The organism is Roseibium salinum (assembly GCF_026240905.1).
GTDB classification, from domain to species: domain Bacteria; phylum Pseudomonadota; class Alphaproteobacteria; order Rhizobiales; family Stappiaceae; genus Roseibium; species Roseibium salinum.
In genome coordinates this window covers 192,163-217,330 of sequence record NZ_JAPEVI010000003.1, presented here as the reverse complement: position 1 = coordinate 217,330, position 25,168 = coordinate 192,163, and the positions used below count along the sequence as shown (strand labels likewise).

Genomic DNA, 25,168 nt, shown 5'->3' with positions numbered 1-25,168 from the left:
CGCTGTTACGACCAGAGGGAAGAAAATGACAGCCAAGTGGGATTTTTGGATCGACCGGGGTGGCACCTTCACCGACATCGTCGGCCGTGCGCCGGACGGAACGTTGCATCCGCATAAAGTCTTGTCGGAAAATCCGGAAGCTTATCGCGATGCGGCCATCCAGGGAATTCGCGAGTTGCTGGGCGTCGAAAAAGGCGCACCTATTCCCTCGGACAAGATCGCAACCGTGAAGATGGGCACCACGGTCGCCACCAACGCGCTGCTGGAGCGCAAAGGGGAACGCACGGCCCTGTTCATCACGAAGGGCTTTCGTGATGCTCTGGAAATCGGGTATCAGGCGCGCCCGAATATCTTCGCCAAGGAAATCATCAAGCCGGAACTGCTTTACGAGAGCGTTCACGAAATCTCGGAACGTGTCCGCGCAGACGGCACTCTGGAAACCGCTCTCGACGAGGCCCAGGCCCGCGGGGAGATGCAGGCCGCCTGGGATGCGGGCATCCGCTCCATCGCCATTGTTCTGATGCATGCCTACGCCTATCCGGCGCACGAGCAGGTCTTGAAGCAAATCGCCGAAGACGTCGGTTTTCCGCAGATCTCCGTCTCTCACGAAGTCTCGCCGCTGATGAAGCTGGTAGGGCGCGGTGACACGACAGTCGTCGACGCGTACCTGTCACCGATCCTGCGCCGATACGTCAGTCAAGTGCAGGAAGAGCTCGGCCTGGGGCCGCTGCTGATGTTCATGCAGTCCTCCGGAGGCCTTACGGCAGCGGATCTGTTCCAGGGCAAGGACGCAATCCTGTCCGGCCCTGCCGGCGGCGTTGTCGGCGCTGTGGAGACATCGCGCATGGCCGGGTTCGACAAGATCATCGGCTTCGACATGGGGGGCACGTCAACTGACGTGTGCCACTATGACGGCGACTATGAGCGTACCTTTGAAACCGAAGTCGCAGGCGTGCGCATGCGCGCACCGATGATGATGATTCACACGGTGGCGGCCGGCGGCGGCTCAATCCTTCACTATGCGGATGGTCGCTTTCAGGTCGGACCGGATTCGGCCGGCGCCAACCCGGGCCCGGCCTGTTACCGCCGGGGCGGACCGCTGACCGTGACCGATGCCAACCTGATGACGGGAAAGCTGGCACCGGACTTCTTCCCGAAGATCTTCGGCCCGAACCAGGACCAGCCGCTTGACGGCGACGTCGTTCGCCGGAAATTCGCGCAATTGGCTGAAAAAATCGGAGATGGCCGCACGCCGGAAGAGGTTGCCGACGGCTTCCTCAAGATCGCTGTCGAGAACATGGCCAACGCCATCAAGAAAATCTCGGTTCAGCGCGGCTATGACGTTACCGACTATGCACTGACCTGTTTCGGCGGCGCCGGCGGACAGACCGGTTGCCGCGTGGCGGACAGCCTCGGCATGAAGAAAGTCATCCTGCACCCGTTCTCAGGTATCTTGTCAGCCTATGGCATGGGCCTGGCGGACATCAGGGCAGACCGCCAGCAAGCGGTGGTCAAGACGCTGGACGAAGAACTGCTGCCGGAACTGAACGCCCTGCGCGACCAACTCGCCGAGCAGACGGAAGCGGAACTCGAAAAGCAGGACATTCCGGCGGAGGCCCGCCGGACCACCGCGACAGCCCATCTGCGTTTTGCAGGCACCGACACCCCGTTGCAGGTGCCGCTTGGCGGCGTCGCCGAAATGCGCGCCGCCTTCGAGGAAGCTCACCGCAAACAGTTCGGCTTTGCCTACGAAAACAAGCCGGTCGTCGTGGAAGCACTTGAAGTTGAAACCGGCGGCGGCGGTGCAGGACTGATTGAACCGGATTTGACGCTTTCCGCGGAAACCGCCGCCCCGGCAATCTCGACCCCGCTTTATTCCGAAGGCAACTGGCATGATGCGGGCATCTACAAGCGCGAGGCGCTCAGGCCGGGCATGAGGATTACGGGCCCTGCCATCATCATCGAACCCCATGCCACAATCGCCGTTGAAGACGGCTGGGCGGCGGAAATCAACGCCAAGGATCACGTCATCCTGAATCGGGTCGTTCCTCTGAACCGGGCAGAAGCCATCGGCACCCATGCCGACCCGGTGATGCTGGAAGTGTTCAATAATCTGTTCATGTCGATCGCCGAGCAGATGGGAGTGACGCTGCAGAACACAGCCTACTCGGTCAACATCAAGGAGCGGCTGGATTTCTCCTGTGCCGTTTTCGATGCCAATGGCGCCCTTGTCGCCAACGCTCCGCACATGCCGGTGCACCTGGGCTCGATGGACCGTTCCGTCGAGACCGTGATCAAACTCAACAAGGGCAAGATCAGACCGGGCGATGTCTTCGCGCTCAATGCGCCCTACAACGGTGGTACCCACCTGCCGGACATTACCGTCGTTTCCCCGGTCTTCGATGACGAGGGCAAGGAAATCCTGTTCTGGTCCGCCTCCCGCGGGCACCATGCGGATGTCGGCGGTTCGGCTCCGGGATCCATGACCCCGCGGGCCACCAATGTGGATGAGGAAGGCGTTCTGTTCGACAATTTCAAGATCGTCGATCAGGGGCGCTTCTGCGAGGAGGAACTTGTCAGCCTCCTGACCAACCATCCCTACCCGGCAAGAAATCCACACCAGAACGTCGCTGATCTCTCCGCGCAGATCGCCGCCAACGAAAAGGGTATCCAGGAACTGAGGAAAATGGTCGCCCATTTCGGACTGGATGTTGTCCAGGCCTATATGGGCCACGTTCAGGACAATGCAGAAGAAAGTGTACGCCGGGTCATCGAGGCTTTGAAGGATTCCCAGTACGAGTATCCGACGGACCAGGGATCGGTGATCAAGGTCAAGATTACGGTCGATAAGGAAAATCGCGAAGCCACCGTCGATTTCACCGGCACGTCCGACGTGAAGCCGAACAATTTCAACGCTCCCGAACCGGTGACCCGGGCTGCAATCCTTTATTGCTTCCGTGTCATGGTGGAAGGCGATATCCCGATGAATGCGGGTTGCCTGAAGCCGATCAAGATCATCATTCCGGACGGCTGTATGCTGCGGCCGTCTTATCCCGCGGCAGTCGTTGCCGGCAACGTTGAAACCTCACAGCATGTCACCAACGCTGTCTTTGCCGCGCTCGGGGCCATGGCCAATGCGCAAGGTACGATGAACAACCTGACCTTCGGCAATGACACTTACCAGTACTACGAGACCATCTGCTCCGGTTCACCGGCCGGGCCGGGTTTCAACGGTACCGATGGTGTGCACACCCACATGACCAATTCCCGCCTGACCGACCCGGAGGTGTTGGAATTCCGCTTCCCCGTTTTGCTGGAGGATTTCCACATCCGCAAGGAAACCGGCGGCAAAGGCAAATGGTCAGCGGGCGACGGCACCCGGCGAACGCTGCGCTTCCTTGAGAAAATGGACTGCGCCATTCTCTCCTCCCACCGCACGATTCCGCCGAAGGGTCTCGACGGAGGTGACGACGGCCAACTTGGCCGAACGGAAGTTCGCCGACTGGACGGAACCGTCCAGGTGCTAGAAGGCTGCGATCAGACAATCTTGGACGCGGGTGAAGCGGTTACCGTCATCACACCGACAGCTGGAGGCTGGGGTAAAGCCTGAGACCAGGCGCTGCAAACGGGACCAAGTGCCTTCGCTTCGCACCGGGTGTCCTGATCTGAAAAATGGCCGCTCAAGCGAGCGGCCATTTCGCAACACCTGTGACGCTGTTGTCGGCACCCAGAGCCTTGGGGCAACCGCTAGTCTGCTACGACAGGTTCTCTCCGCGGCCCGATCCGATCAACCGCCTGAGAATTCCCGAGGAGCCGCCTTCGTCTCTCGAGCTGAGTTCAACGGCGATTTCCGCCGGCAGCGGGCGTCTGACGACCTTGTCCGAAGCCTCTTGAACCCGAAACATTCCGTCCCGGAAGAGCCGGAGCACTTCTTTTCTGGGCAGCGCCAGGCCGTGCGCCAGCACCTGATCCAGACGAACGCGCGCGAGGTCCGGATTGCGAATGACAAGAAGGGTTTCCCCTGTGCAGGCCGGGCCTGTGCTGACGATCCGGGACATCAGTGAAAACGACCCGCAGTTGTCGGTTCGCCAACCACCAAGACTGCCACCTTCCCGGGCAAGTCTTTGGGCCAGAACCGGATCATTTTCCTGAAGTGCCTGCAACTGCCGGCGAGAAATGCTTTTGACGCGACGCCGCTCAAAAAGCGGTCTATTCCAACGAGCACCGCAAGCGCGACACCGATAGATCAGCCACGCATCCATGCGAGATCCGTTGGCGTTAAGCCGGAACTTGCCCGTGGAGGCAAAGGCGCCGATGGTTCTGCAGCCGCTACACGGCCGATAAACAGCGGGTTTTTCGTTGTATAAGACAGTCCATTCAATTTTCAGAAAAGACGACATTCCGCTGGTCTTCCTTTAAGGGAAGTCCGTCAACGGCTATCGGAACCGCCACGCGGCAGGGCCGCGGGCGCTCGGTCTGGCTAAGATAGAGATAAAGAACAGCAGCGTATCGGAAAGCTCAGATACGGTTTGGCAAAGCCACACCGGTCCCGATCCGCCACTTTGACGAACAAGTCAAACACTGAAGAGTGAAGAAGTGGGATCGAAGACCGGTTAGAACGTGGGCAAAGTAATCGTCCTGATTGCAGAATATGGAATGATCTATCGGTGCGCACCGGCAAGGACAAGTGCAATCCGGCCACAGTGTTGGAAGAATTCCCGCGGTGGCATCAGGCTTTGCGAGCCTTTTGCGCCAGTGTCACCAGAACCTGGCGCAGGTCCTGTGGGTCTTCCAGCAACTCGTCAAACCAAAGTCGCTCAACCCGGTCGCCGGCAACAAGATCCAACCCCTCCGGATCGAGGCAGGCCAACCGCCATTTTGCCTCTTCTGCCTTGCAAAGCACTTCTGCGTAGAGCTTTATCGCTTCCCGGTGATCCTCGTTCATGTGGGCAACAGCACTAACTTCCAATGCCGCCCAGCGCTCCGGATCGTCCACCGGCGACAACAGATCCTGCCGCGTGAGGTCAAAAGCCTTGCCGAAGCCGCCGTTCAGGCTGGCCCGGGCGAGGTCGAGCCTGAAAAAGGAAAAATCGCCAAAATCGACGTAGAGTTCCGCCTTGGGGTGACGGGCAAGATAGCGTGTCCGCAGGCGATCGTGCGCCGGATCGTCCCGCCCTATCCGAACGGCTTCGCAGAATAGCGAAATCCGTGGGTGCGCCAGTGGATCACCTTTGCCCGGCTCGCCGACAAGCAGCGAGCAGGATGGCGTTCCGAGAATGGCGGCGGTATGGCCGGAAAGCATGCTGGTCAGAATGACAGGTGTGCCGTCAAGATCAGTTGCAACGGCAACGCGGCTTGCGAGCGGATGACCGGTACCGGCTTCGAGCGCGGCAAGAGCGCCAAATCGCGATGTGCGGACAAGGCCTTTTGCAAGCAAACGCGCCTGGTCATCCGTTGGCCGGATGACAGGTTTCTCTTTCGCTGCTTCTACGCCCTTTTTCTTCATCTGACGTCCTTTTCCCGTCGAGCGTTGCGCCTGACAAACTACCGCCGTCTTTGTTGCCCAAACGCTTTAGCAGAAACCTGAACGCCAGATGAACAGGCACCTCAGAACAAGTTCAGGGCGTGTGTGTATTTTCTGATCATCAGCTACGGCGCCACTCAACAAAGGCGCGAGCGCTTGGAGAGAGATCGATGACTAACATGAGCAAACGCCTGATCGCCGCCGCCTTGGCGGGCACGCTCCTTCTGCCGACTGTGGTGACAGCGGAAGCCGGGTCGAGACACGGTTGGCGTGATTACCATAGCAACAATCACAGTTCCTACCGTAAGCACAAGCGCCACAGAAACAACGACAATGTTGGCGCAGCCGTCGCCGCCGGCGTAATCGGTCTTGCAGCTGGTGCGATTCTGCTGGGAACCACGAACCAGCCGCGCTACGCCGGTCCTCCGCCGGTCAACTATTACCGGCCGGCACCCTACCCCGGCCGTGTTCACGAAAACGTCAGCTATCAGCCCTGGAGTCCGGCCTGGTACCAGTACTGTTCCGCAAAATACCGGTCTTTCAATCCGTCTACCGGGACCTACACAACCTATCGCGGCGAGCAGCGTTTCTGCCAGTAAGGCGCATAACTCAATAAATTCCGGCTCTGGGCGAACCCACCGGCGTCAAACGATCCCAATCGTTCGCCCTTCGCCAGCGCCCGCCAACTTTCGGCGACAAGCGACAGGCCAGCCGAACTGGCCGCCCGCTTGTTGCCGTTTTTGTTTGAACGAACCTACCGTCTAATCCGCCATCGTCTCGATAGAGGCAAAGCTGTCCGGGGCGTCCCCTGCATCAAAGGGCGTACTGACTTCAATCACCTTGTCAGGATAAAAGCCGTTGAAGTGCGTCCGCAGCGACAGACTGTAGGCGCCGATATGGCCAATTTCTATCCAATCTCCCGTGTCCACGGTCTCGGGGAGCCAAAAGGGGCGGGAAAGAATATCGACGCTATCGCAGGTCGCACCGCACACCTTGAACGGCACGATCTTGTCCGCCTGGCCGGTCCGGGTTCTGCGGGCCGGGTCGGGAATGAACCGTGCCGGCAGAGTAATCTTGCCGGTCCAGCTGTCGGACAGCGAGGCCCAGATGCCGTCATTGATGTAAAGCCGCCGCCCCTTTTTCAGAAGCACTCTTACGATGAGGGAAATCGATCTGGCGACGATCACCCGACCAGGTTCAGCCACAAGCGGCAAATCGTCAAACTGCCATTCGACGATATCGGACTTGAGCTGTTCCATCAGTTCCACAAGCGAAGGCATTTCGGGAGCTTTCCTGCGCGGGTCATGGCCGTATACGGCTGGAAATCCGCCACCAACGTCAAGTTCGACGATCGGCACGCCGGCTCTCGACCTGATCCAGTCCGCTGAGGCCAGCGCCCTTTCATAGGTCTCCGGTTCTTCCACCTGACTGCCGACATGGAAACAGAGGCCGCATCTGAACCCGACCCTGTCGATACGCTGCAAAAGTTCAACCGCGTGACCGGGAGCCGCTCCGAATTTCTTGGAAAGCTCGTACGCTGCATGTCCCTTGGTGGCAATGCGGACAAACAGAGTGATCGTAGCAGGATCGATATCCAGGGCCCGCACAATGCGCAGAATCTTTGCGACTTCGTCCTCGTGGTCGAGGGAAAGAGTACGAATGCCATATTGTTCAAGTGCGAGCCGGATGTCGGACTGCGCCTTGACCGGATGCATGTAAAGCATCTCGGCCTCCGGCGCTGCCTGTCTGACTGCGGCAAACTCGGCGGGAGACGCAACGTCGAAACAGCCGATACCTGCTTTGGCGAGAGCCTCGAGCACAAAAGGCTCACCATTCGTCTTCACCGCATAGGCCGTTTTCCCCGGAAAAAGCGCTTGAAACTGCTGTGCATCCTCCCGAAGAACGTCAGGCCGGAAACAGTAGACCGGTTCATCGGGACGAAGTTGCAGGGCGGCGTCTACGGCAGTCTTGTATCGTTCCATGAGCGGTTCCAGCGTTGTATGTCTGCGATCTCAAGGGAACAAGCTTGCGGCGGATTTGCAAGCAGCGATTGGAGCCAGTGCTGTGAACTACTGGCAGATGACATAGGTACAAGCCTTGCCGTGGCATCCGATATCCAGATGAAAATGGGAACGGTGGCTGGAATCTGCGTCCGGGCCGAGTACGGTCGTAAAGCGTTCACACGCCGATGTATGGATCTCCTTCAGGAAACGGCCCTTCTTCGTTTCCGCTCCCCAGTCGTCTTCAATCGAGATCCGAGAGCCATCGTCCAGTTCGATGTGTGAAATATCGATCGCCATTCCCAGTGCGTGCTCAGATAATTTTCCATCCGGCAAATTGTTCCGGCGGCGGCATTGGTAGCCCGGCCCACTCGCGAGAACCGAGACCGGGCTGCCGAACTGTTCCTCTGCAGCAGGAAGGACATCGTCTCGCAGCCACTTTGTCAGGGTTTTGGCGAAGCGGCAGGAAACAGTCACAGGTGAAGGAAACTTGGCGGCGGCGGTTCCGACCACGACACCGTTCAGCCGGACCGGCTCAGCAATACCGCACGCCGCATCGCTGCCGGACTTTCCCGCAACCGGGTCGGCAAGTTTGATCAGTGCCCCGGGAACATCGCATTCGGTCAGTGGCTCCGGAGGGATTTCCACTGTCTCCTCCGCTGGCGCTGGAAGCGAAGGTTTCGCGGGTGGCGTGTCGACACCTTCAACGAACGGCTCGGAATCCTGTGCCACCAGCGGCTTTGCGTCCGGCACGGGATCCGATGCGGCGGGCGCTGGATGAACAATGAGAACCAGGCCGCAAAAGAAGCAACTCACGCTACCCACTATCCGCATTATCACGCATTCCGACACAACCATGACAGCAAGGTACATGATTGAACAACCCGCGCCAGTCATCTAAGTTCGCATACCTCATTCAGGATGGCGCCGATGACACTCGAACTCTATTTCGCCTATATTGTGGCCACGTTGATCGTGCTGGCCATACCCGGTCCAACGATCATGTTGGTCGTAAGCTACGCTCTGACCCACGGCCGCAAATCAGCATTCGCCACAGTGATGGGGGTCGGGCTGGGAGACGCAACGGCGGCGGCGGCTTCACTCATGGGACTGGGGGCGGTTCTGGCTGCATCAGCCACCGCATTTGCGGCGCTCAAGTGGGTCGGAGCAGTCTATCTGGTCTGGCTGGGTATTAAAATGTGGCGCAGCCGGCCCACTGCGCTCGGGCCCCATCAGGTCGCTGACGTTCCGGCTCGGAAAATCTTCTGGCACGCCTATCTTGTAACCGCGCTCAATCCGAAGGCCATTGTCTTCTTCATAGCGTTTCTGCCGCACTTTATAGCTCCAAGCGCACCCGTCGTGCCGCAGTTGGCAATACTCGGAACGACGTTCGTGGTGCTTGGCATTGTGAACGCAGCCGTCTATGCACTCGCGGCAGCCGCCGTGGGGCAGAAACTGCGCAGTCCGTCACTGCTGCGGCTTGTCAGCAAAATTGGCGGCGGCTTTCTGATTTCCGCTGCCGCCATGACCGCGTCCCTGCAGAGATCCGCCGGATAAAGCACCCGAGGCTTCAGCGGCTGGACGCAAAGGGTATATTTTTTTCGAACGCTTTTCCTCAGACGCAGTATCGACCTCGGTTTTCAACCCAAAAGCAGAGCCGGCCTGTTTCAGCGTCTCCAGCGACCGGCGGGCGCCCTCCTCGCTCAACGCTGCGTATCGCTGTATAGCTGCATTCAGCTCAAGACCGCCGATGCGCAGCCGCCGAGCCCGCATAGTGAGGATATCCTTGTAAGCGTCTGATGTGACCCCGTTGGCCTTGCAGAGAATGATCAACGGCTTGTCGCTGGCACTGAACAAGAGTTGGGAGACCGCACCGGGTGGAAGTCCGCTCACCCTGGCCAGCAGCATTCCCAGTTCCGCGGTCCGGTCGGCCCGTGCAAACAGGGTTACGGCATCATCGATCTTTGTTTTCTTGCTCACGACGTCCCTTATCAGCGCGTTCGACTGTTCACGGGCCTCATCAAGCTTCTGAGCACGGGCAGCAACTTCCGTGGCCGCCCGTTCCGCGAGCAACTGCACGAGGGTATTGTCTGCGCCCAGTGCCGTGATCCGCTCTTTCAGTTCCTCTGTCAAAAACGGCAACAGCGCCTGAGCTGCCTCCTCAGGCAGATCCGGACGCTTGATGAGAGCCGCCTGTATCGATACGTTGGACCGCGCTTTTTCGACCAGTTTCAGGAAGGCTGCATCGGCGAACTCGGCTCCCTGATTCTCGGCCACCTTGCTCAAGACCTTGGCGTCGCCGCGATCAACCAGTACGGAAGTGACGGCCTCATCCACCGACACGCGACCGGCGATCGCGCCCAGATGTTCCATTGAGGCCGTGGAAGCGATCGCGACGAGATCTTCCGACGTAAGCGCGGGTGAGTGCTCAAGTGCAGGTTCGGCCACAGCAATCGTATCCTGTGCCAGCCTCACCATCAGTTCATGCGGAGCAGCCTTTTCCCGGCACATCCTTTTGGAAAGAATGATGCGGGTTTCCTCCTCCAACTGTCCGAGAACCTTCAGAACGATATCGCCAAAAAGCAGACTGATCTGTTCATCGCGGTCATCGCCGGCACTTACAAAAAGGTCGGTCAGCGTCTTGATCAGGCTCTTGCGGCCCGCAGCGGTGTGATCTCTCGCCAGATCAGCAAGTTTCGCAAGATTGAACATTAGCACTCCGACGCAGTAATCGCGTTAAAGCGAAACTAGCAGGATCCTGTTAACATTACGCTACCTTCGGCCTTTCCGGTTCCCTCTGACTTGTCGGTCGACCGAATGACAGGCAAAGCCCGGGTTCAGGGACCTAACCGGAATTTTTTAGTACGGAGCCTGATACGGCCGACCGAAAGTGATCACGGATTGTTTCTTTTTCTTTCAATAGCTTAATTAACAATCCCTCAAGAGCAACAACCTTTAGGTGCAATTCCCACGTTGCAATGCAGCATCTTTTTTCTTCGTTTCCCATAACTGCTGTCTTAATATCGGCGGGTCAAACAGAGGTAATCGGGAGCGGACAGATGACCCTTGTACGGAACCTGAACATGATTGCCTTTCTCGCAGCTTTCGTTTTTTTGGCTGCCATCGTGGTTGGCGTAATCTAGTCCAACCATCGAAACCATAAACGAATAGAAGCCGCTAAACTGAAGTGCGGCCGGAAAACTCATCAGCGACAAAGAATAATAACAGCAGTTCGAGCTCGCCGCTCCAGAAGGTGCCGGCTGGTTTTCGGCTCAGTGTGACTGTTTGAGTTTACGGCAACTATAACAACTGGTTGGCAAGATAGCTGGCTACCAAAGGTAAATAGGGCTCGGCGCAACTGAGGAAGGAAGCACAATTTCTGATTGCGCCCAATCTCGTGCGAATCCTTTTTCATCGGAAAGTTGCGCGCGTAGGGAAGCTCGCTATCAACGCCGTCCCTTGATCCACGTGGTGTAAACCTTCGCCGCGATCTGAACGAGTAACCATAAGGTGCCGAGGATTGGCAAAACCAGCTGAGCCTCAGCAGCGATCCACTCAACAATCTTGTGAACCTGCGGCCAGGCAATAGCTCCCAGAGCAACAGGTGCCGTGACTATATCCTGTTTATTCATTCGGCCTCGCTTTCAAAACCGCTTTTGATTCTCTCATACCAACGGCTGCACCGCCGCACGCGGGCATTTGCGAGGCCAAGGGCCTGATCGGTCCGGATCAGGGCAACGTCCAATGGCTCCCCGATCCGGACACCGGATTTCTCTGTCTGCCGGCAGTCTTCCGGATAGTCCGGCAAGTATCGAGCCGCCTGCCTGAGCCCGGCCTGTGTTGCGGTCGCTTGCAGCCGATCATCAACGATTGTGCAGGCGGTCAATAAGGCCGGACCGCACAACGCAGCTATCCTCAACCGTCGAAACATAGCGTTCTAGCTCCTGCTCTGCGGCTTTGGCTTCCGCCTGAGCCTTCTGGACTTCGGAGTTGAAGTAGCCGCGGGCGGCATCTGCCACTGCCTGGCGGCGTCTGAGTTCTTCCAATTGGGCCCGCGTCGACGTCAGCTCCGCTTGGGTCACATAACCTTCCCGCGCGCGGCGGACCGCGCTGGATTTGTCGACCTTGTGCCAAACAAAAAAGCCGCCCAAAACGGCGGCAATGGCAAGAACCAAGGCAGCGGTTCGGCTGCGAAGAACAATATCAAGGAGTGCGATCATTCTGCCCCCTCGAGGCACAGCTTGTGCTCCGCAGAACGGCGGTTGACAAGGCCCTGACTTGTTCGGCCGCCGGCCTTGTCGAACCACCTCGCAGCATCGCAGGCGCCCCTGAGGTCTCCTCGATCGAGACGCTTCCGCGCCGTCGACCGGCAAAAAGCCCCTACCCCGATGTTATAGGTAAGGCTCACAAACGCGACATAGGAGCGAGTCGGAATGACATCCGGCCGTTTCAAGCATCGGCGCATGCCCGCCTCGTGCCTCCTCAGCGAAGCAAGCAGCTTTGCATCACATTCTTCCTTCGTGTACTGATCACCAAGCCTCACTCCATGCGTTTCGCCGAAGCAAACCGTCGGAACGCCGACGATGTCCGGATAAGCAACCAACCGGAGCCCTTCCCAGGCTCCAACCAGCGCAATCGCTGCGGCCCCCATGGCTCCGACCAGGCGGGTTCTATGTCTCATCTGCGAACATCCTTTTTTAAGAAGAAACGGGCGCCGAATGAGACCCAAGACGCCTCGGTGCACTGGAGGCTCCGGAAGGGCCTGGGCCACTTCAGCGCCGGATAGCAGCGCGGTAAGGAGCGGGAGGTTTACCCTCCAGGCAATAATTTGCAGGACCCGGCACCCGTTTCATGAAGGGCCATTCAGGTACAAAAAAGCCGCCTCTCGGGCGGCGCGTATTTCGGACTGCCGAAAGCCTCAGAGCTTCATGGCCTCCTGCCACAGCGTGTCAAATTCATCCTCTGTGAAACCGATCGAGGGTGCCAAGCTCACGACAAAGGGGGCCAGCCGCGAAAACTGAGTGGCATATTCCCATTCCACTAGGGCCCTGGCACGTTCGGTCTCATCTGAGATCGCGGCGATGGCGGCGTCAACCGCCTCGAGAGCACGGCTCGCATTGATCAGACCGAGACGAAACTGCCGTGCCGTCACAGGCGGCATTGCTTCACGCAGTTCTTTCAGTGTCGGAGGCGGCGGAGGTGTGTATATCCATGTGCCGTCGATCCATTCGTAATTGGCACCTGGCTTAATGGGGACCTCAACGGTTCCTGCTGGGTAGGACATCCTGATGGCGGCTGAGGGCTGGCTGACCGTCTGCCAATAACCGCGGTCTGGGTGAAAGAAACCTGTCTCCATTAGCATAGCTCCGACCAGTATGAGAAGTTACTGCTTACTTTGTAGTACCAATCGCTCGGGACTACGCCAGTGTGCGAGAGTATCTGATTAGCTCCAGCAGCCATCACTGTCACCCAAGTCGCGTTATCAGGCGAAACCTGCAGGTTGGATCCTTGTGCTCCCCTAACTGCTATGAAAATCGGCCTGCTGTTCGTATTGTGATACGCTGTGGCTAGCACCCGTAACCCCGTCACATCCTGCCACGTCTGACCGACGCCAATCAGTTGCGCTTCGGTTGCAGCAAGTTGGGCCTTCAGCGCTGCAATGTTGTTCTGCGCGGTAGCAAGGTCCTGCACCACCTGAACGGCGTTGAGTGTCACCTCATCGTCCATACCGTCGGCCACTTTGATAATCCAAGTACCGACGACCTCCTTGCCGCGTGTTTCATTCTCGGAGGTGCGAACGACGCGGGAAGCGTCGAATGCGATGCCGTCTGAAGGATCAGCGCCACTAGAGTTCGTGTAGTGCCACTTATTGCTGTCGTCCCTATAGAAGGCGCCGTGTTGAGTGTTGTTCTCCGTCCGATAACCAACCTCTCCCGTGATGTTCTGGATCGCATCCTCCTGCGTAATGCCGAGCACGCCGCCAGCGTCGACGTTGATCAGCGCCGACGGATCCCAACCGCGTATATAGCGGCCAGCAAGTTTCGGCAGGTTCGCCGTCGTGCTGCCGTCGCCGTTGCCATAGCGGAGCACCCTGCAGGTTGTTCCTGGTCCGGTCGCAACGGCGCTCAGCGTGACTTGCGTAGGACCATCAACGGAAAGGATCGTAGTGCCGTCCGGAATGTTCGTCCCCTCGACAGGCATACCGGGAGCAAGCCCCTGGTCAGAGCCAATCCCGGTGACCACTGCCAGGTTGCTCGTAATGGTAACGGTCCGTTCCGGTGCGAGTACATCAAGCAGCTGCGGGAACAGTGCCCGGCTGAACACCTGGTTCTGGTCCTTGATAATCAGCCAGTACTGGTTCGGCGCGACATCGCTGAACCACGGCATGATAGATCCTACCGGTATGCGGCCGGCGCCCACCACGGTCGCAGCATCCTCGGCCGCCTGCGCAGCAGCCGCCTCCGCATTCGCTTGAGCGGTTTCAGCCCCCGCCCGCGCGGTTTCCGTTGCTGTTTGTGCCTCTCCAGCCACCAGAGCTGCCGCCTCTGCCTCAGCCCTTACGTTTTCCGCAGTCGCCGCGTGCATTCCGGCGGTTGCTGCCGCAACTTGCGCACCCTCGTGCGCACCCTCCGCAGCCGCAACTGCGGTGGAAATCGCGGCGCTGTCAATGAGAGCCGGAACCAGCTGGTCTCCTTGGCGAACAAATCCGTAGCCGTCCGGGAGGTCCGGAACTTCCAGACTTGGCAATTGTCCTTCCAGGCTTGGCGACACCGAAAGGGACCGGCCCACCCGCGCGGCGATCGCCTGGACGGCAATGGCCGTCCGGTCCATCGCCCGTTCAAGCACGTCCGGGTCAATTTCCCCTCCGTCCAGCGTAAAAGGCTGCTCATAGGTGCTCACCAAGGTCACGGTGAGACGTTCGCCGGCCGACAGATCGGCGGCGGTGAAGAACACCGTTCCCGTGGCATAATCACCTCCTGTGAAATACCAATGTCCCGGCACCTGCTGATAAATCCATTTCGTATCGTTGCCGTTCGCATCGGTGTGAATCACCAGAAGGTCGTTTTGATCGACAAACTGAAATGGCAAGTCGACACGATCGGTTACGCCGTCACCCTGAACCTGGGCGCGGCCTTCCGTCAAGGCTGCTACTGTCATGAAATTTCCTGTTGGTTTTCAGCGCAATTATGCGCTGGATTGAGGTTAGATCTTCAGGAAATGCGTGTCTTCGTGGTTTTGCGCTCGCGTACCGGCACGGGTTTCCAGCTCCACACGGCTAAAGAAATAGCGTCGGCCGAATTCTCCAGGAGATCTCGGGCCGTGTCGGGAGACGATCTTCAAGAAGATGAACCCTGCACGGACAAAATCCGCGCTCTACCGACTACCGCCATACGCGGCGGCTGTCTCACACGGCGCCGTCAGGCAGAAACGGTATGATAGATCGGAGGACGCGAACTCAATTCAACGGACCAGGGCATCGGCGCAAAGAACAGGCCCGGGTGAAGACGCCAAGAACGCTGGAGCTTGCCCGCTTTTTCAGTCGTCCACGATCTCCGTCGCGGATGCGCACACACATTTGCCGTCTTCGAACCAGACTTCCAGAGCGAGATCGTCATACTCAAAGGGCGTCTGGACCGATCCGTCCTCATATTAGACGCTGGTGCCGATCTCATCAGGGTCTTGACCCATGTGAGCTATGAGTTCTTCTTCGGACATGCCGATCAGGTTTTTGCCTTTGTAACCCCAGAAATCATCACTTCGAACGCAAACAATTTTGCCTTCCTCAGTCCAGACTACCTTGTCTTCTCCCCCGATTTCGTATTCGCCACACCCGGTGATGCTGGAACCTTCCCGACGCACCAACTTCACGTCGTAGTGAGACATGTAGTCTTGGATAAGTGTCCCAAATCCGAACGGCCCCACGCCAACGCCTGGCGTCCAGTCCCACTCTGCACCGCTCATCGGGTCCCCTTTCCTCTTCTGCTATGATTCTCGCCGCGTTTCGCCTTTTTGTCCCTTACGTTCAACGTTTTCGATCTTCTTTTTCAATTTCTTTTTCTCCCGGCGGATCTTTTCTTCCGAAAGCTGGCATTCAATTCGTCGACTTGTTTTTCTGCTTTGGCTTTCGCCTTTCCACCATTTCCGTGTTGTTCATTCTTGCCGCTGTCAGAGGCTTTCTTGCCTCCTTGCTTTCCGCGTATTTCGTTAAACAGCACCGAGGAACGCGCTGCCGGATCCATCGGATTCAGCATCAGTCCCTGGTAGGGCTGTGCAGCGGCGGCGGCCTGATCGGGCGTATGCCCGCCGTAAAAGGCGGTGGGCTCGTCCGGATCAAGGCGTCCTATGATCGGCACGCCGCCGGGCCCTGAGACCGTTGACGCCGCCCGCCAACCTGATGTCGTCGTCTGGGCTGCGATGCAGGCGATCCCGGTCGATAAACTCGATACCACTTAGAAGTTCGTCTATGGGGACTTGGCCGTTGCGGTAGCCGAAACGCCAAGCCGGTCCAAAACCCACTCTTTGTCAATCTGCACCCCCTGCTTGCCGAACCGCCGGCTCCCCAGGCTCCGCTCAAGAGCCGTCCGCCGTTCAGTGTCATTGGCGATTGACAGTTTCTCGGCAGCTTCAGCCGGGCTCAACCCGTAATCGTCCGTGAGAACCCGCCATCTGGTGTTGGCTTTCTGCAGGTCCTGATCCTGCCTTCCCCACCGTTCTCCGCTTGAATTGACCAGATGAAGCGCGGACAGACTTAGATACGCCCTGCCAACTTCCCCAGGATCCTTGCTCTCCAGCCCCTTCCTGAGCGATTTGACATAAGCCCCCGGCAACACTCCTTTCGTGCGCAGGATCTCGCGCGCAATCACATCCCGATCGGCTTCGCCGTCAGTCAGATGAGAGAAGGCGCGGTTCGCCAGATCGCGATCCTCTGAGGAAGACGCGTCCCCCTTCTGCGGCGACAAAACCCAACTGACTGCCTCCAGGTTCTTGCTTTGTTCTTGCGTAGCATTTTTCAATGCGTTGATCAACTGCACCTTCTGGTGCGGGCCGAGAACCGGATTGCTCTCGATGTCCCTCGGATTGAACAGCCCGTGTGTATCTGCGATCCTGCCGGCAATTCGCTCGGCCTCCGCCGCGGCCGCTACAGTCTTTTTGCGCACGGCGCTGTCGTGAAGCCGTTTCAGCGTCGTGCCGGGCAGGAACTTGAGGTGATCAGCCATTCCTGCGGGATCCGGAGGATAGGCCTGCCTCTCGGCATCAGTGGCCGCGTCAGAAGCTTTTAAGTCTTTTTCCCGGAGCGCGCGCCCTTCGGTTTCCTTTGCAACCGCGCCCTCCGCGGCGGTGACACCTCCTGTCATACCCGCCGCCGGTGCAGTCCGGCCTGCTTCCGCCGCAGTCATTTCACGCCGTGCCAGCTCGCGTTCAAGAGCGGCAATCTGGTCGTCGACGGGACGGGTTTCCACAAAAGCTTCGGTAAGCTGCTCGTTCAGGGCCAGAAAGGCCTCCGCCTTTTCGTGCCGTGCCAACGGCATGGCTTCCAGAAGCGCCTCCCCCTCCCGCCGGGCCTCCAGGAGGCTATCGGGGTTGTCCCGGACTTCGGCGACGAGTTGCTCGGACGCTTCGAGAAACCCTTGCTGAAAGTATTTCCTGTTTTCAGCGTGCTCCTCTGCCGCAAAACGGCCGGCGTATTGGGGCCGCCTTGCCTCAACTTCGCGAGCGAATTCTGGACGTGCGGTTTCCGGCAGCTCCTTGAGAAGTTCGTTGCGCTCCTTTTCCAGTTTCGCCAGCATGGCTTCGGTATGGCCGATGGCCCCGGGTCGAAGCTTGTGCTGCTCTTCCGGTTGCATGCCAGTCAGCTTGCGCCGCAGCTTCAGGCCGGCGGCCACCACCGCAAATCGGTCCGCCTGTTCCTGTTGCTCACGCGCCAGGCGCGCCAGACGGGCTTGGCGCGCTTTGTGAGCGTCGTCGACCAGGCCTCCGATCTCGTCGGCCGATTGCCTTATCTGCCTGCCGAACCCTGCGGTTGCTGCACCCACCGCCGTATCCGCCACGACCTGCGGATTGCCGACACCCGGAAGGCTCTGGGCACCGCTGAATTTCTCAAGTCTTGCCATTTTCAAAGAACCGTATGTTCGCCAATAATCTAACGAGTACTTCCGCTGGGTGATCCTGCCGGATCCGCCATTTTGTAATAGGCGTTGCCGAGCGTCGTGAAGGCACTGGTTACGCCGCCGAGGATGGCGCCGGCAGCACCGATCCGCCCGGCCCTGCGGCTGGAACGGGCGCGTTCGCGGGCGCTGGCGGCCTCGAAGGTCAGATTGTCCCTCTGCCCTTCCGCCCGGTACCGGATCGCCTCGATCTGGTGAGCGGCCTCATAGGCATTGTCGTCCGCGACATCGCTGAGAGACCCTGTTTCCGACAGGCCCCGTTCCGCACCGGCGGCCCGGTTGTTGCCGAGCACCTTGTCGAGGCCTTCGAGCGTTCGCCGCCGCTCGAAGGATGCCTGCGTCTGATTGATTTCCTTCTGGCGGTCCGCAAGCTGCGCCCGGCGTTCTTCCGACTTTGCCTGGGCATCCGCCTGCTGGCGCATTCCCTGGGCTTGCACAACACCGCCGGCCAGCGACCCGACTGCGGAAACCGCTGCAAAAACTGCTGGATGACACATGGTTCAAGGCTCCGCGTCTCGGCCGAAATTAATGGCCAGGATGGTGCAGGGTTTGCCGCCGCCGGCTTCCAGCGTCAGCTGCCCCCCGTCTTCCCATCGGGTTTCGATTGCCTGGTCGAGCACACCGGTGCGCAGCGGCGCCGGCTTGCCTGCGGGATCGCCCGCCCGGTAGAAAATCAGCTCGTCCAGATAGGTCTCGTCGGATCCGGCCCTCAGCGTGCCGGTTTCCAGAACGGCGATGGAGCACCTGTCGACGCGCATCTTCCGGCCCATGGCCGAACCGTCCTGGGCATTCACTGGAAAGGGCAGCGTTTTCGCCCGCGCCTTCACGTCGAGACCGACCAGGATCCTGCTTGCCGTTTGCCCGTTCGGCAGGCTCACCTCCCCGCCCGTCACAACCGCCGGATAGTCCGTGCCGTCCGCATAGAGAACGACCTCCTCGCCTTCCAGGTAGTCGAGGCCGGAAAGCATGTTCGCCGGCGCGCCTTCATAGCGGGTCGCGCAATCCAGGTGCCAGGCATCCTCGATCGCGCCGCCCGCAAAGGGCCGCTGCATGATCTCGATGTAGCGTTTGGTCTGACCGTCGATGGTTCGCTTGACGATCATCCAGACCTCGTCCGACAGCGCTCCGGAGAGATCGGCCATGCATTCCACCTCTCCGCCGAAGTCGTGGCGCTGCATGCCGTAAACCTGCTGCTGGCGCTCATAGGTGAAGCCGATGCCCTGCCCCGTCCGGTCCCATTGCCAGATGATGCTGTCCGGATATTGCTGGTAGCAGGCGCCGGAAATGCCCTGCCGGAAAAGATGCGACTGCACCTCGCTCACCGATTGGGACTGGCGCCCGTCCGCGGCCAGGTCATAGGCCATCTCGCGCATGTCCGTGCCGTAGGACCCGAAATAGAGCAGGACGGACCCGACCTTGATCGGTTTCACGCTGTTGGCGCCGAAATTGGTTTCCGGCCGTTGGTCGACATTCTCCGGACCGTATGGATCCTGGTCCGTGGCCTTGCCGACCGCGCGCACGGCCCGTGTGGTTCCGACGATCAGATCGTTGTCGTCGACCAGCCACTGGATGCGGTTCACCTGACCGGAAAGAATGCCGGCCGTCACCGCGTCGGACGCCTGCAGCACATGCGAGACCGCGAAATTGGTGAAATCCTCCGTCCGGCTTTCCCAGATCTTCTGCGGTTCGTGCAGGGTTCCGGCAAAGGCGAGCCGGCTCTTGTGCCAGCCGATCGTCTCGGGCCAGCCGGTCGTGTCCGACCATGCGCCAAGCCGCCAGATGCTCTGCGCCTTGGTATTCTGCAGCGATTGCCCGAAAAGCTGGACCTTCACCACGGTTGCCGAGGAATAGCCGGTGATCTTGAACCAGCGCCAGAAACCGTCCGAGCCGCGAAAGCGGATATGGCGACCGACATCGGACGGCTTGAACCCGTCCCCGCCGTTGATCCCTGCGGTGTTCGATGCCGTCAGGTCGAACGGCGTCTGGTCCTGCCCGGCCTGATGAAAGACGATCTGCCCGATCGCCGAATTGTCGGAATTGGCCCCGCCGCCCTGGGTGAAGCTCAGCCTGTAGTACTGAAAGGCGGTCTCGTTATGGAAGGCATATTCGCGCCACTCGTTTGACGCCCAGGTGTCCTGCCCGTCCTGCGTGTCCAGTATCGTCCACGTCGAACCGTCATCCGAGGCCTCGATGTTCCATTGCCAGGGCATGTCGTCGTTCTGGCTGTTGTCGCTCGGCGCCTGCAGCATATAGCCGTCGATCACCACGGCACTCGGAAACTGATACTGCACCCAGCCGGATCCGCCGCCGGAAAGGACCGCCTTTCCCTCCGCCCGGTTGAACACCTGCCAGGCCGTCGAACTGCCGTTCGAGGCCGACACAGTCCCGCTCGGCGCCGTGTTGGACGTCATGTTCGGCACCGGGTTGCCGGTGCTGGCGGGCTTCAGATTGGTCGGCGAGATGTTGACGTCCAGATACGGCCCGTCCTTGAAGGACATCGGCTCCATCGTCCAGGAGGTTTCGCCAAGGCGTTTCAGGGCCTGCGGCGGCACACCGCCCCCGGTAATGAACAGCGTATCGGTCGACTGGACGAATTTCAGCTCCCCCAATACGGCTTGCGAATAGGGCGTCGCCACTTCCACACTGCCGACCCTCCCGCCACTGGTGAAGACGCGGAAATAGGCTTCCCCGAATTCCAGCATGTAATACTGGCCATTGCCGAACTCGAACGGGATCAGCCAGCCGCCGGTGGTACTGTTCTTCAGTTCGGCAATGAACTTGGTTCCGCCGCGCCGGCGCAGCCCGCCGCGCTTCAGCGTGATGAAATTCCGGCACTCCGCAAGCGACGACCGGAACAGCTCCAGGTCCGAACGGTAGACCAGCTCCGGGTCCAACTCGCCCCGGCTGAATGTGGCTTGAAGGTGATAGCTCATCGGTCCGTGATGATCTCGAGGTCAACCATTGGCAGGGGCGTTCCCTGCCTTGCGTCCAGACTTCCGGCCCTGTCGAAGGCCTCCCGTGCGGCCAGCCTCAGGGCCTCCGCCCGGCTGTTCTTGCCGGTGATGACATGGGCGCAGCCCGCCGCCAGGAACAGCGAGAAGCCGTGCACGAACAACGGTGCGAACTCCGCCTCCCGGGTCACCCGCCTGACGTAACGGAGTGGAAAAGGCGGCGGATGATCGGTCATGATGCGCTGGCCGACCACTTCGAACGAAATGATCCTGCCGCTCGCCTCGCCGTTCACGCTCTGCTGCGGGATGCGCAGGCAGTCCGCCGGTTTCATGTACTGGTAGGACCAGCGGAAGGGCGGCTTGCCCGCTTCCGCGGGAAGCCGCGTCAGCTGCGTGGCGAAGTCCCAGTCGTGCATGGCAAGATAGGCGTCGCGATGGGCCGCATAGTGGTTGCGGAACCAGCGCGAGGCGACGGAGGAGAAATCGAAATCGCGGATGGGAGCCTCTTTCAGATGCGCAAGCGCAAGGTTCGCCATCTCGACGGACGTATTGACCGTACCGGACATGAAATCTGCTTTCTTGGTAAGTTCACACCGGTCCGCTGTCGGGCCGGCAACCTGAAGGTGGAAATGGCCGTTTCAAGGTGCTGAAACGCTCTGCACGCAAGCAGCGCATGGCACAGTCTCACCGGAGCGACCCACAGTGAGAAGGCACGTGATGAAGAGACCTCTTGGAAAACATCCTTTGCGCAAGAGCCTCCTCACGAGGAAGCGCGCAGCGATTTGCCCTCGGCCGTCTGTGGCACGAGGCATCCGGTTCGCGCGCGTGTCTCGGCGAACACCGGCTGAAGCCTGTATCAGGCAGCCTCGCCGCCCTTGAGCCGCGCCTCATAGGCGGCAAGAGCTTTGACCGCCTCGTATTTGCTCGCCGCCTTGACGCCGGCATAATCCGCGGCAATCGCCTGCTGCGTCTTCCAGTGTTCCTTGCGCCAACCACTCGGAAGCGCTCTGGGCGGTACCGCAGAAACGGAAGTCTGGCGCTTGCCGTTCCAGTCGGCAGACAACGCGTCGGCCACCTCTTCCCGCCGCTTCTCCGCTTCCGCTGTGCCCACCCCGAGACGCTCCTGAAAGTCCTTTTCGTGGTTTTCCTCCAGCCACTGCAGATGCTTCAGGCGGCGCATGATGATTTCGTCCATGTCGGAACCTTTCTTCTCAAACAAAAAAGGGCGGCCAAAGCCACCCTCAAACTGATGACAAAGTCGCCCCTCTCCATCGCCATTCTGGCGCAGCGTCACACGCCGGGATCGGAGAGCCACAAGTCTCTGCCTTTCCGACAGACCCCGGCTCCCCAAGCCGGGATCTCCTCTGCGTACGCCAGGACAACCCGATGAATCGCGAATAGTCCTCTCAAACCCGTGAGATTACCGCCTGCCCCGTCGGCTTCGAAGTCGGCTTCGGGCTCGGCTTCGCCCGGGGCACCGGTATCGCCGCCCCCGTCTGCATTGCCCCTGTCTGCTTCGCCCCCGACAGCTTCGCCCTTGCCGCCGCAACCGGATCTTCAAAGCCGTAGTGCGCCGCCTGTTCACCGAGCGCCCGGTTATACGCATCCGTTTGCTTGAGGCGCGGTCCGCGTATGTCCGCCTGATAGCTGTCGGTTACGACGTGCTGCCCGCCGGTGTCGTCGTCATAGGCCAGGGTCATGCGCGGGCCATAGCCCTGATCGTCCATCCAGGCTTTCTTGCGGTCCCGGCCGGTCTTCTCGTTCGGGGTCAGATACCACCGGGCCGCCTTGATGCCTTGGGCTTCCAGGAAGGCTTCCACATCGCCGCGGATGTAGTCATGCCCGGCGTCCTCAAGCTCGGGATAGACCTTTTCCACCGGGTGCTTCAGCACCGTGCCTTCCGGCGCCTGCGCGAATGCCGACAGGCCCCAGTCGAAGGCGAACAGCCGCGCCGCAAGCAGCTGCGCCGCTTCCATGTCGCCGCCCATGTCCACATAGCTTTCCTTCACAAGCGCACGGAATTCCTCCACCGCCTGCGCCTCCTCCTCCGGCGTCAGGCCCAGGCGCCTGTAGGTGTCATAGGAGGTCCTGCGGGCGATGTATTCACTTTTTGTTCTTTCGGAAATTGCCTCGAACTCCAGCGTAGGGTCCTGACTTTCTGCAGCGGTTCTTCGGTGTTCGAACTCAACAGGTTCAGGATCTAGTCCTTGAGATCTCGACAGCGGGCTTGGCGGTGCGTGCGATTCCGCCGACAGATCGACGATACCGCCAGCCTTCCCTTCGAAGGACGCTTTCTTGTTTTGGTCGGGCACTACTCCAGGCTCGGGAAGGGTTTCGGCAGGCGGCCCGGACGGCTTTAGTTGCGGAGCGGGGGTGAGCTCCGGACCTAAAATTGGTGACGAACCAGGCACGGGCTGCAAGTTAGACAGTGGAACGTCGCTCGTTCCCGCCCACGCTGGCTCGAAACTGAGAACCGGAAACTCCTCCGGTTGCAGCCTGATACGGAGCTGTTTCGGCGAAAAGCTCAGGATGGGCGCAGCGTTTCCTGTTTCGTAAACAAAACCCTGTCCCTCGAACCAGGCTGGAGTGGGAAACTGCGATTGCTGAACGCTCAGCTCTACATCCTTCCCTTTCACTTGGACCTTGGGGTTCGTAGACCAAAATTGCGGGCTTGTTACCGCGATGGGAGGTATTACCAACTTCCCACCCTCAAGAACGATTTCCCCCTCCCGCGCTCTAAACGCATACGTCCGATTGAACCGAGAGGCATAATCATCGAAAGAACTTTCGCCGAACCATGAACCACTTTGAAGTTCCGTGTCTTGGTCAAACGCGATGCGAATGCCGTCGTCAGCACTGCGCCTCTTCCAGTTTTTGATCTGGTCGTAGTTGCCCTCGGTAAATGAGCCCACAATCGCAGCCCTCGAAAGTCTTACGATATCCTCCCAGCCACCCTTGTTGTCACGGACATGTTTTCCAATCTTCATGCCTATGGCGTTGTTCCACATGTCCAGACCATTGTCGGCCCCGCCCGTCTCATCGAGTTCATGATTGAACAAAATTCTGTAGGCCGCATCGGTCTCATAAAGTCGCACGAGTTCGGCTGCGAGCAATATATGCCTGTATGCATCTGCCGCACCGCCGTTTTGACGTCCGGGCAATTGGGAGGCTATCGATTCCCCGACAATTTTCTTCTCTACTTCTTCCTCAAATCTATCGGAACCATAGTAATCACCAATGAATTTTCTATCCCATACAGGTTTTCCATTCCTAATGTATTTTATAGTTCCTTTAAGATCCATCGGTATCTCTTTCCTCTTGCTTTGGAATAATCAGAGCCAATCAAAAATGTCATCACAGCCAGAATGACAACATGTGCAATCACCGTTTCCAAAATCGTTTCACCGAGCAGCTCACGCTCATCGATCGAAGAGACGAAAAATGGGGGAATCAAAAACAAAAGCTGCGCGGCAAGCACTGTGCAGACGAGAATAGTCGAGCGCAGATTTCCAAACACAACGACTTTCCTGAAGAAGAAGATCAAGAAAACTATGGGGCTTAGTGCAAAGACAAAAATCGCTGAAACATCATCAATGAAGCTGAGCAATGCATTTGCACCATAGTATGTTTCGGACCGTGCGAGCACACGTTCGAGTGGGACCCCTTGATCAAGTACTACAAAGGGCAAGACAAACAACAGAAGATACCGTGCCTGCGCCTGCAGATTTCGGCTCGGAAAACCCAGCCAACGCGACAACCTGCCTAGGTATCCAACATCAATTTTACCAAGACACCTGGCCCATACTCGTGCAAACCCGGCGCCTGTAGAACTGTCGTTTCTGTGGTTCTTTGCATTCCTATCAGCGGGAGTCCCGCCCCATTCCGGCAAGGTCAAACTGAACTTCTCGTTTCTTTTCGACTTCCAGACCCCCATAACGACAATGAACAGGGTCAGGCAGAGAACAAATTCGTTGCCAAATATTCTCTCCGGGCCGACGTGCTGCAGCGTGTCCCAGTAAAATATATATGACGCCTGAACGGATAAGATGTAGGAGGTCAGGTTAACAGCCAGAACATAAAATATTATTACATTTGAATACCAGTTTTTGAAAAGAACAACACTTCTGAAGAACAACAGAAATGCAAAAAGGATGTTTGTTTTGAACGCAACATCAAAAAAGAACTCCAAAATGACATAGGTCTGATAATCCGTAATCTGGTCGACACCGGAGAACAGCTCTGGCACGTCGCGATTCAAGGACCTGAGTGGAAAGGCCGTGAAAAACAGCAGAAAGAGGCAAAAGAGCCGTAGTTTCAAGACAAACACCTCGACAGGTAATTACTGGGTGAAAGTACACAGCCTCTGATCGCCTGTGACGGCCATGGCTCAAGTGCAAATCGCTTCGAATTGTTTTTCTTCCACTTTAGGTCGAAATTTTGTTCTCTAAATGTTCCACACCTGCATGCGACTTTCAACGGCTTTTTTTGCCACCGGCAATCCCGATCGTGACAGAGAGAGTCAGCGCC

22 protein-coding genes are annotated in these 25,168 nt (G+C 58.7%); 3 read left to right on the top strand and 19 right to left on the bottom strand.

Translation table 11 applies throughout. The annotated features are described in order from the left end of the window. The first annotated feature begins 25 nt into the window (after positions 1 to 25). A complete protein-coding gene (locus ON753_RS05465) occupies positions 26 to 3,610 on the top strand; it encodes a hydantoinase B/oxoprolinase family protein (RefSeq protein WP_265961563.1) in 3,585 nt (1,194 codons plus the stop codon). 145 nt (positions 3,611 to 3,755) lie between these two features. Here the strand turns inward: ON753_RS05465 and ON753_RS05460 are convergent, their stop codons facing one another. Then, complete coding sequence (locus ON753_RS05460; RefSeq protein ID WP_265961562.1) at positions 3,756 to 4,400, bottom strand: DUF1062 domain-containing protein; 645 nt, start codon at positions 4,398 to 4,400, stop codon at positions 3,756 to 3,758. Positions 4,401 to 4,729: 329 nt separating this feature from the next. Then, positions 4,730 to 5,506: a HugZ family pyridoxamine 5'-phosphate oxidase gene (locus ON753_RS05455; RefSeq protein ID WP_265961561.1), complete on the bottom strand. Its 777-nt coding sequence runs from the start codon at positions 5,504 to 5,506 to the stop codon at positions 4,730 to 4,732. Between the two features lie 188 nt (positions 5,507 to 5,694). Here ON753_RS05455 and ON753_RS05450 point away from each other — a divergent pair, with 188 nt between their 5' ends. Continuing rightward, the gene (locus ON753_RS05450) at positions 5,695 to 6,123 is read left to right on the top strand and encodes a BA14K family protein (protein ID WP_265961560.1); all 429 of its coding nucleotides are present in this window, start codon (positions 5,695 to 5,697) and stop codon (positions 6,121 to 6,123) included. Positions 6,124 to 6,285: 162 nt separating this feature from the next. Here the strand turns inward: ON753_RS05450 and ON753_RS05445 are convergent, their stop codons facing one another. Both ON753_RS05445 and ON753_RS05440 read right to left on the bottom strand, forming a co-directional pair. Then, positions 6,286 to 7,506, bottom strand: a complete 1,221-nt coding sequence (locus ON753_RS05445) for an alanine racemase (RefSeq protein ID WP_265961559.1) — start codon at positions 7,504 to 7,506, stop codon at positions 6,286 to 6,288. An 87-nt stretch (positions 7,507 to 7,593) separates the two neighbouring features. Next, positions 7,594 to 8,421, bottom strand: coding sequence for an extensin-like domain-containing protein (locus tag ON753_RS05440; protein ID WP_265961558.1), 828 nt, complete (start codon positions 8,419 to 8,421; stop codon positions 7,594 to 7,596). 33 nt (positions 8,422 to 8,454) lie between these two features. On the opposite strand from ON753_RS05440, the gene ON753_RS05435 reads away from it, so the two are divergent. Beyond that, positions 8,455 to 9,081, top strand: coding sequence for a LysE family translocator (locus tag ON753_RS05435; RefSeq protein ID WP_265961557.1), 627 nt, complete (start codon positions 8,455 to 8,457; stop codon positions 9,079 to 9,081). Here ON753_RS05435 and ON753_RS05430 read toward each other — a convergent pair. The 15 genes from ON753_RS05430 to ON753_RS05360 form a co-directional block, all read right to left on the bottom strand. Continuing rightward, positions 8,992 to 10,236, bottom strand: a complete 1,245-nt coding sequence (locus tag ON753_RS05430; protein ID WP_265961556.1) for a DUF2336 domain-containing protein — start codon at positions 10,234 to 10,236, stop codon at positions 8,992 to 8,994. The genes ON753_RS05435 and ON753_RS05430 overlap by 90 nt on opposite strands. Positions 10,237 to 10,970: 734 nt before the next feature. After that, the gene (locus ON753_RS05425) at positions 10,971 to 11,156 is read right to left on the bottom strand and encodes a hypothetical protein (RefSeq protein WP_265961555.1); all 186 of its coding nucleotides are present in this window, start codon (positions 11,154 to 11,156) and stop codon (positions 10,971 to 10,973) included. Positions 11,157 to 11,387: 231 nt separating this feature from the next. Beyond that, positions 11,388 to 11,744, bottom strand: coding sequence for a hypothetical protein (locus ON753_RS05420; protein ID WP_265961554.1), 357 nt, complete (start codon positions 11,742 to 11,744; stop codon positions 11,388 to 11,390). Further along, entirely contained in the window at positions 11,741 to 12,175 is a 435-nt protein-coding gene (locus ON753_RS05415) for a lysozyme (RefSeq protein WP_265967066.1), read from the bottom strand. Before ON753_RS05415 ends, ON753_RS05420 begins: the two co-directional genes overlap by 4 nt. Positions 12,176 to 12,442: 267 nt before the next feature. After that, positions 12,443 to 12,880 (bottom strand): hypothetical protein, encoded by a 438-nt coding sequence (locus ON753_RS05410; RefSeq protein WP_265961553.1) that lies wholly within the window; start codon positions 12,878 to 12,880, stop codon positions 12,443 to 12,445. Continuing rightward, complete coding sequence (locus ON753_RS05405; protein ID WP_265961552.1) at positions 12,880 to 14,682, bottom strand: hypothetical protein; 1,803 nt, start codon at positions 14,680 to 14,682, stop codon at positions 12,880 to 12,882. The genes ON753_RS05410 and ON753_RS05405 overlap by 1 nt, the downstream gene beginning before the upstream one ends. 492 nt (positions 14,683 to 15,174) lie before the next feature. Further along, positions 15,175 to 15,486, bottom strand: coding sequence for a hypothetical protein (locus ON753_RS05400; RefSeq protein WP_265961551.1), 312 nt, complete (start codon positions 15,484 to 15,486; stop codon positions 15,175 to 15,177). Positions 15,487 to 15,569: 83 nt separating this feature from the next. Beyond that, a complete protein-coding gene (locus tag ON753_RS05395) occupies positions 15,570 to 15,974 on the bottom strand; it encodes a hypothetical protein (RefSeq protein ID WP_265961550.1) in 405 nt (134 codons plus the stop codon). 12 nt (positions 15,975 to 15,986) lie between these two features. Further along, positions 15,987 to 17,636, bottom strand: a complete 1,650-nt coding sequence (locus ON753_RS05390) for a hypothetical protein (protein ID WP_265961549.1) — start codon at positions 17,634 to 17,636, stop codon at positions 15,987 to 15,989. A 29-nt stretch (positions 17,637 to 17,665) separates the two neighbouring features. After that, a complete protein-coding gene (locus tag ON753_RS05385; protein WP_265961548.1) occupies positions 17,666 to 18,187 on the bottom strand; it encodes a virion core protein, T7 gp14 family in 522 nt (173 codons plus the stop codon). A gap of 3 nt (positions 18,188 to 18,190) precedes the next feature. Then, positions 18,191 to 20,623 (bottom strand): phage tail protein, encoded by a 2,433-nt coding sequence (locus tag ON753_RS05380; RefSeq protein ID WP_265961547.1) that lies wholly within the window; start codon positions 20,621 to 20,623, stop codon positions 18,191 to 18,193. Then, positions 20,620 to 21,207 carry a phage connector family protein gene (locus ON753_RS05375; RefSeq protein ID WP_265961546.1) on the bottom strand — a complete coding sequence of 196 codons (588 nt, stop codon included), beginning with the start codon at positions 21,205 to 21,207 and terminating at the stop codon, positions 20,620 to 20,622. Before ON753_RS05375 ends, ON753_RS05380 begins: the two co-directional genes overlap by 4 nt. 290 nt (positions 21,208 to 21,497) lie before the next feature. Then, positions 21,498 to 21,935 (bottom strand): hypothetical protein, encoded by a 438-nt coding sequence (locus tag ON753_RS05370; RefSeq protein ID WP_265961545.1) that lies wholly within the window; start codon positions 21,933 to 21,935, stop codon positions 21,498 to 21,500. A gap of 112 nt (positions 21,936 to 22,047) precedes the next feature. Next, a complete protein-coding gene (locus ON753_RS05365; RefSeq protein ID WP_265961544.1) occupies positions 22,048 to 23,943 on the bottom strand; it encodes a hypothetical protein in 1,896 nt (631 codons plus the stop codon). Further along, the gene (locus ON753_RS05360; protein ID WP_265961543.1) at positions 23,922 to 24,959 is read right to left on the bottom strand and encodes a hypothetical protein; all 1,038 of its coding nucleotides are present in this window, start codon (positions 24,957 to 24,959) and stop codon (positions 23,922 to 23,924) included. The genes ON753_RS05365 and ON753_RS05360 overlap by 22 nt, the downstream gene beginning before the upstream one ends. Between the last annotated feature and the right edge of the window lie 209 nt (positions 24,960 to 25,168).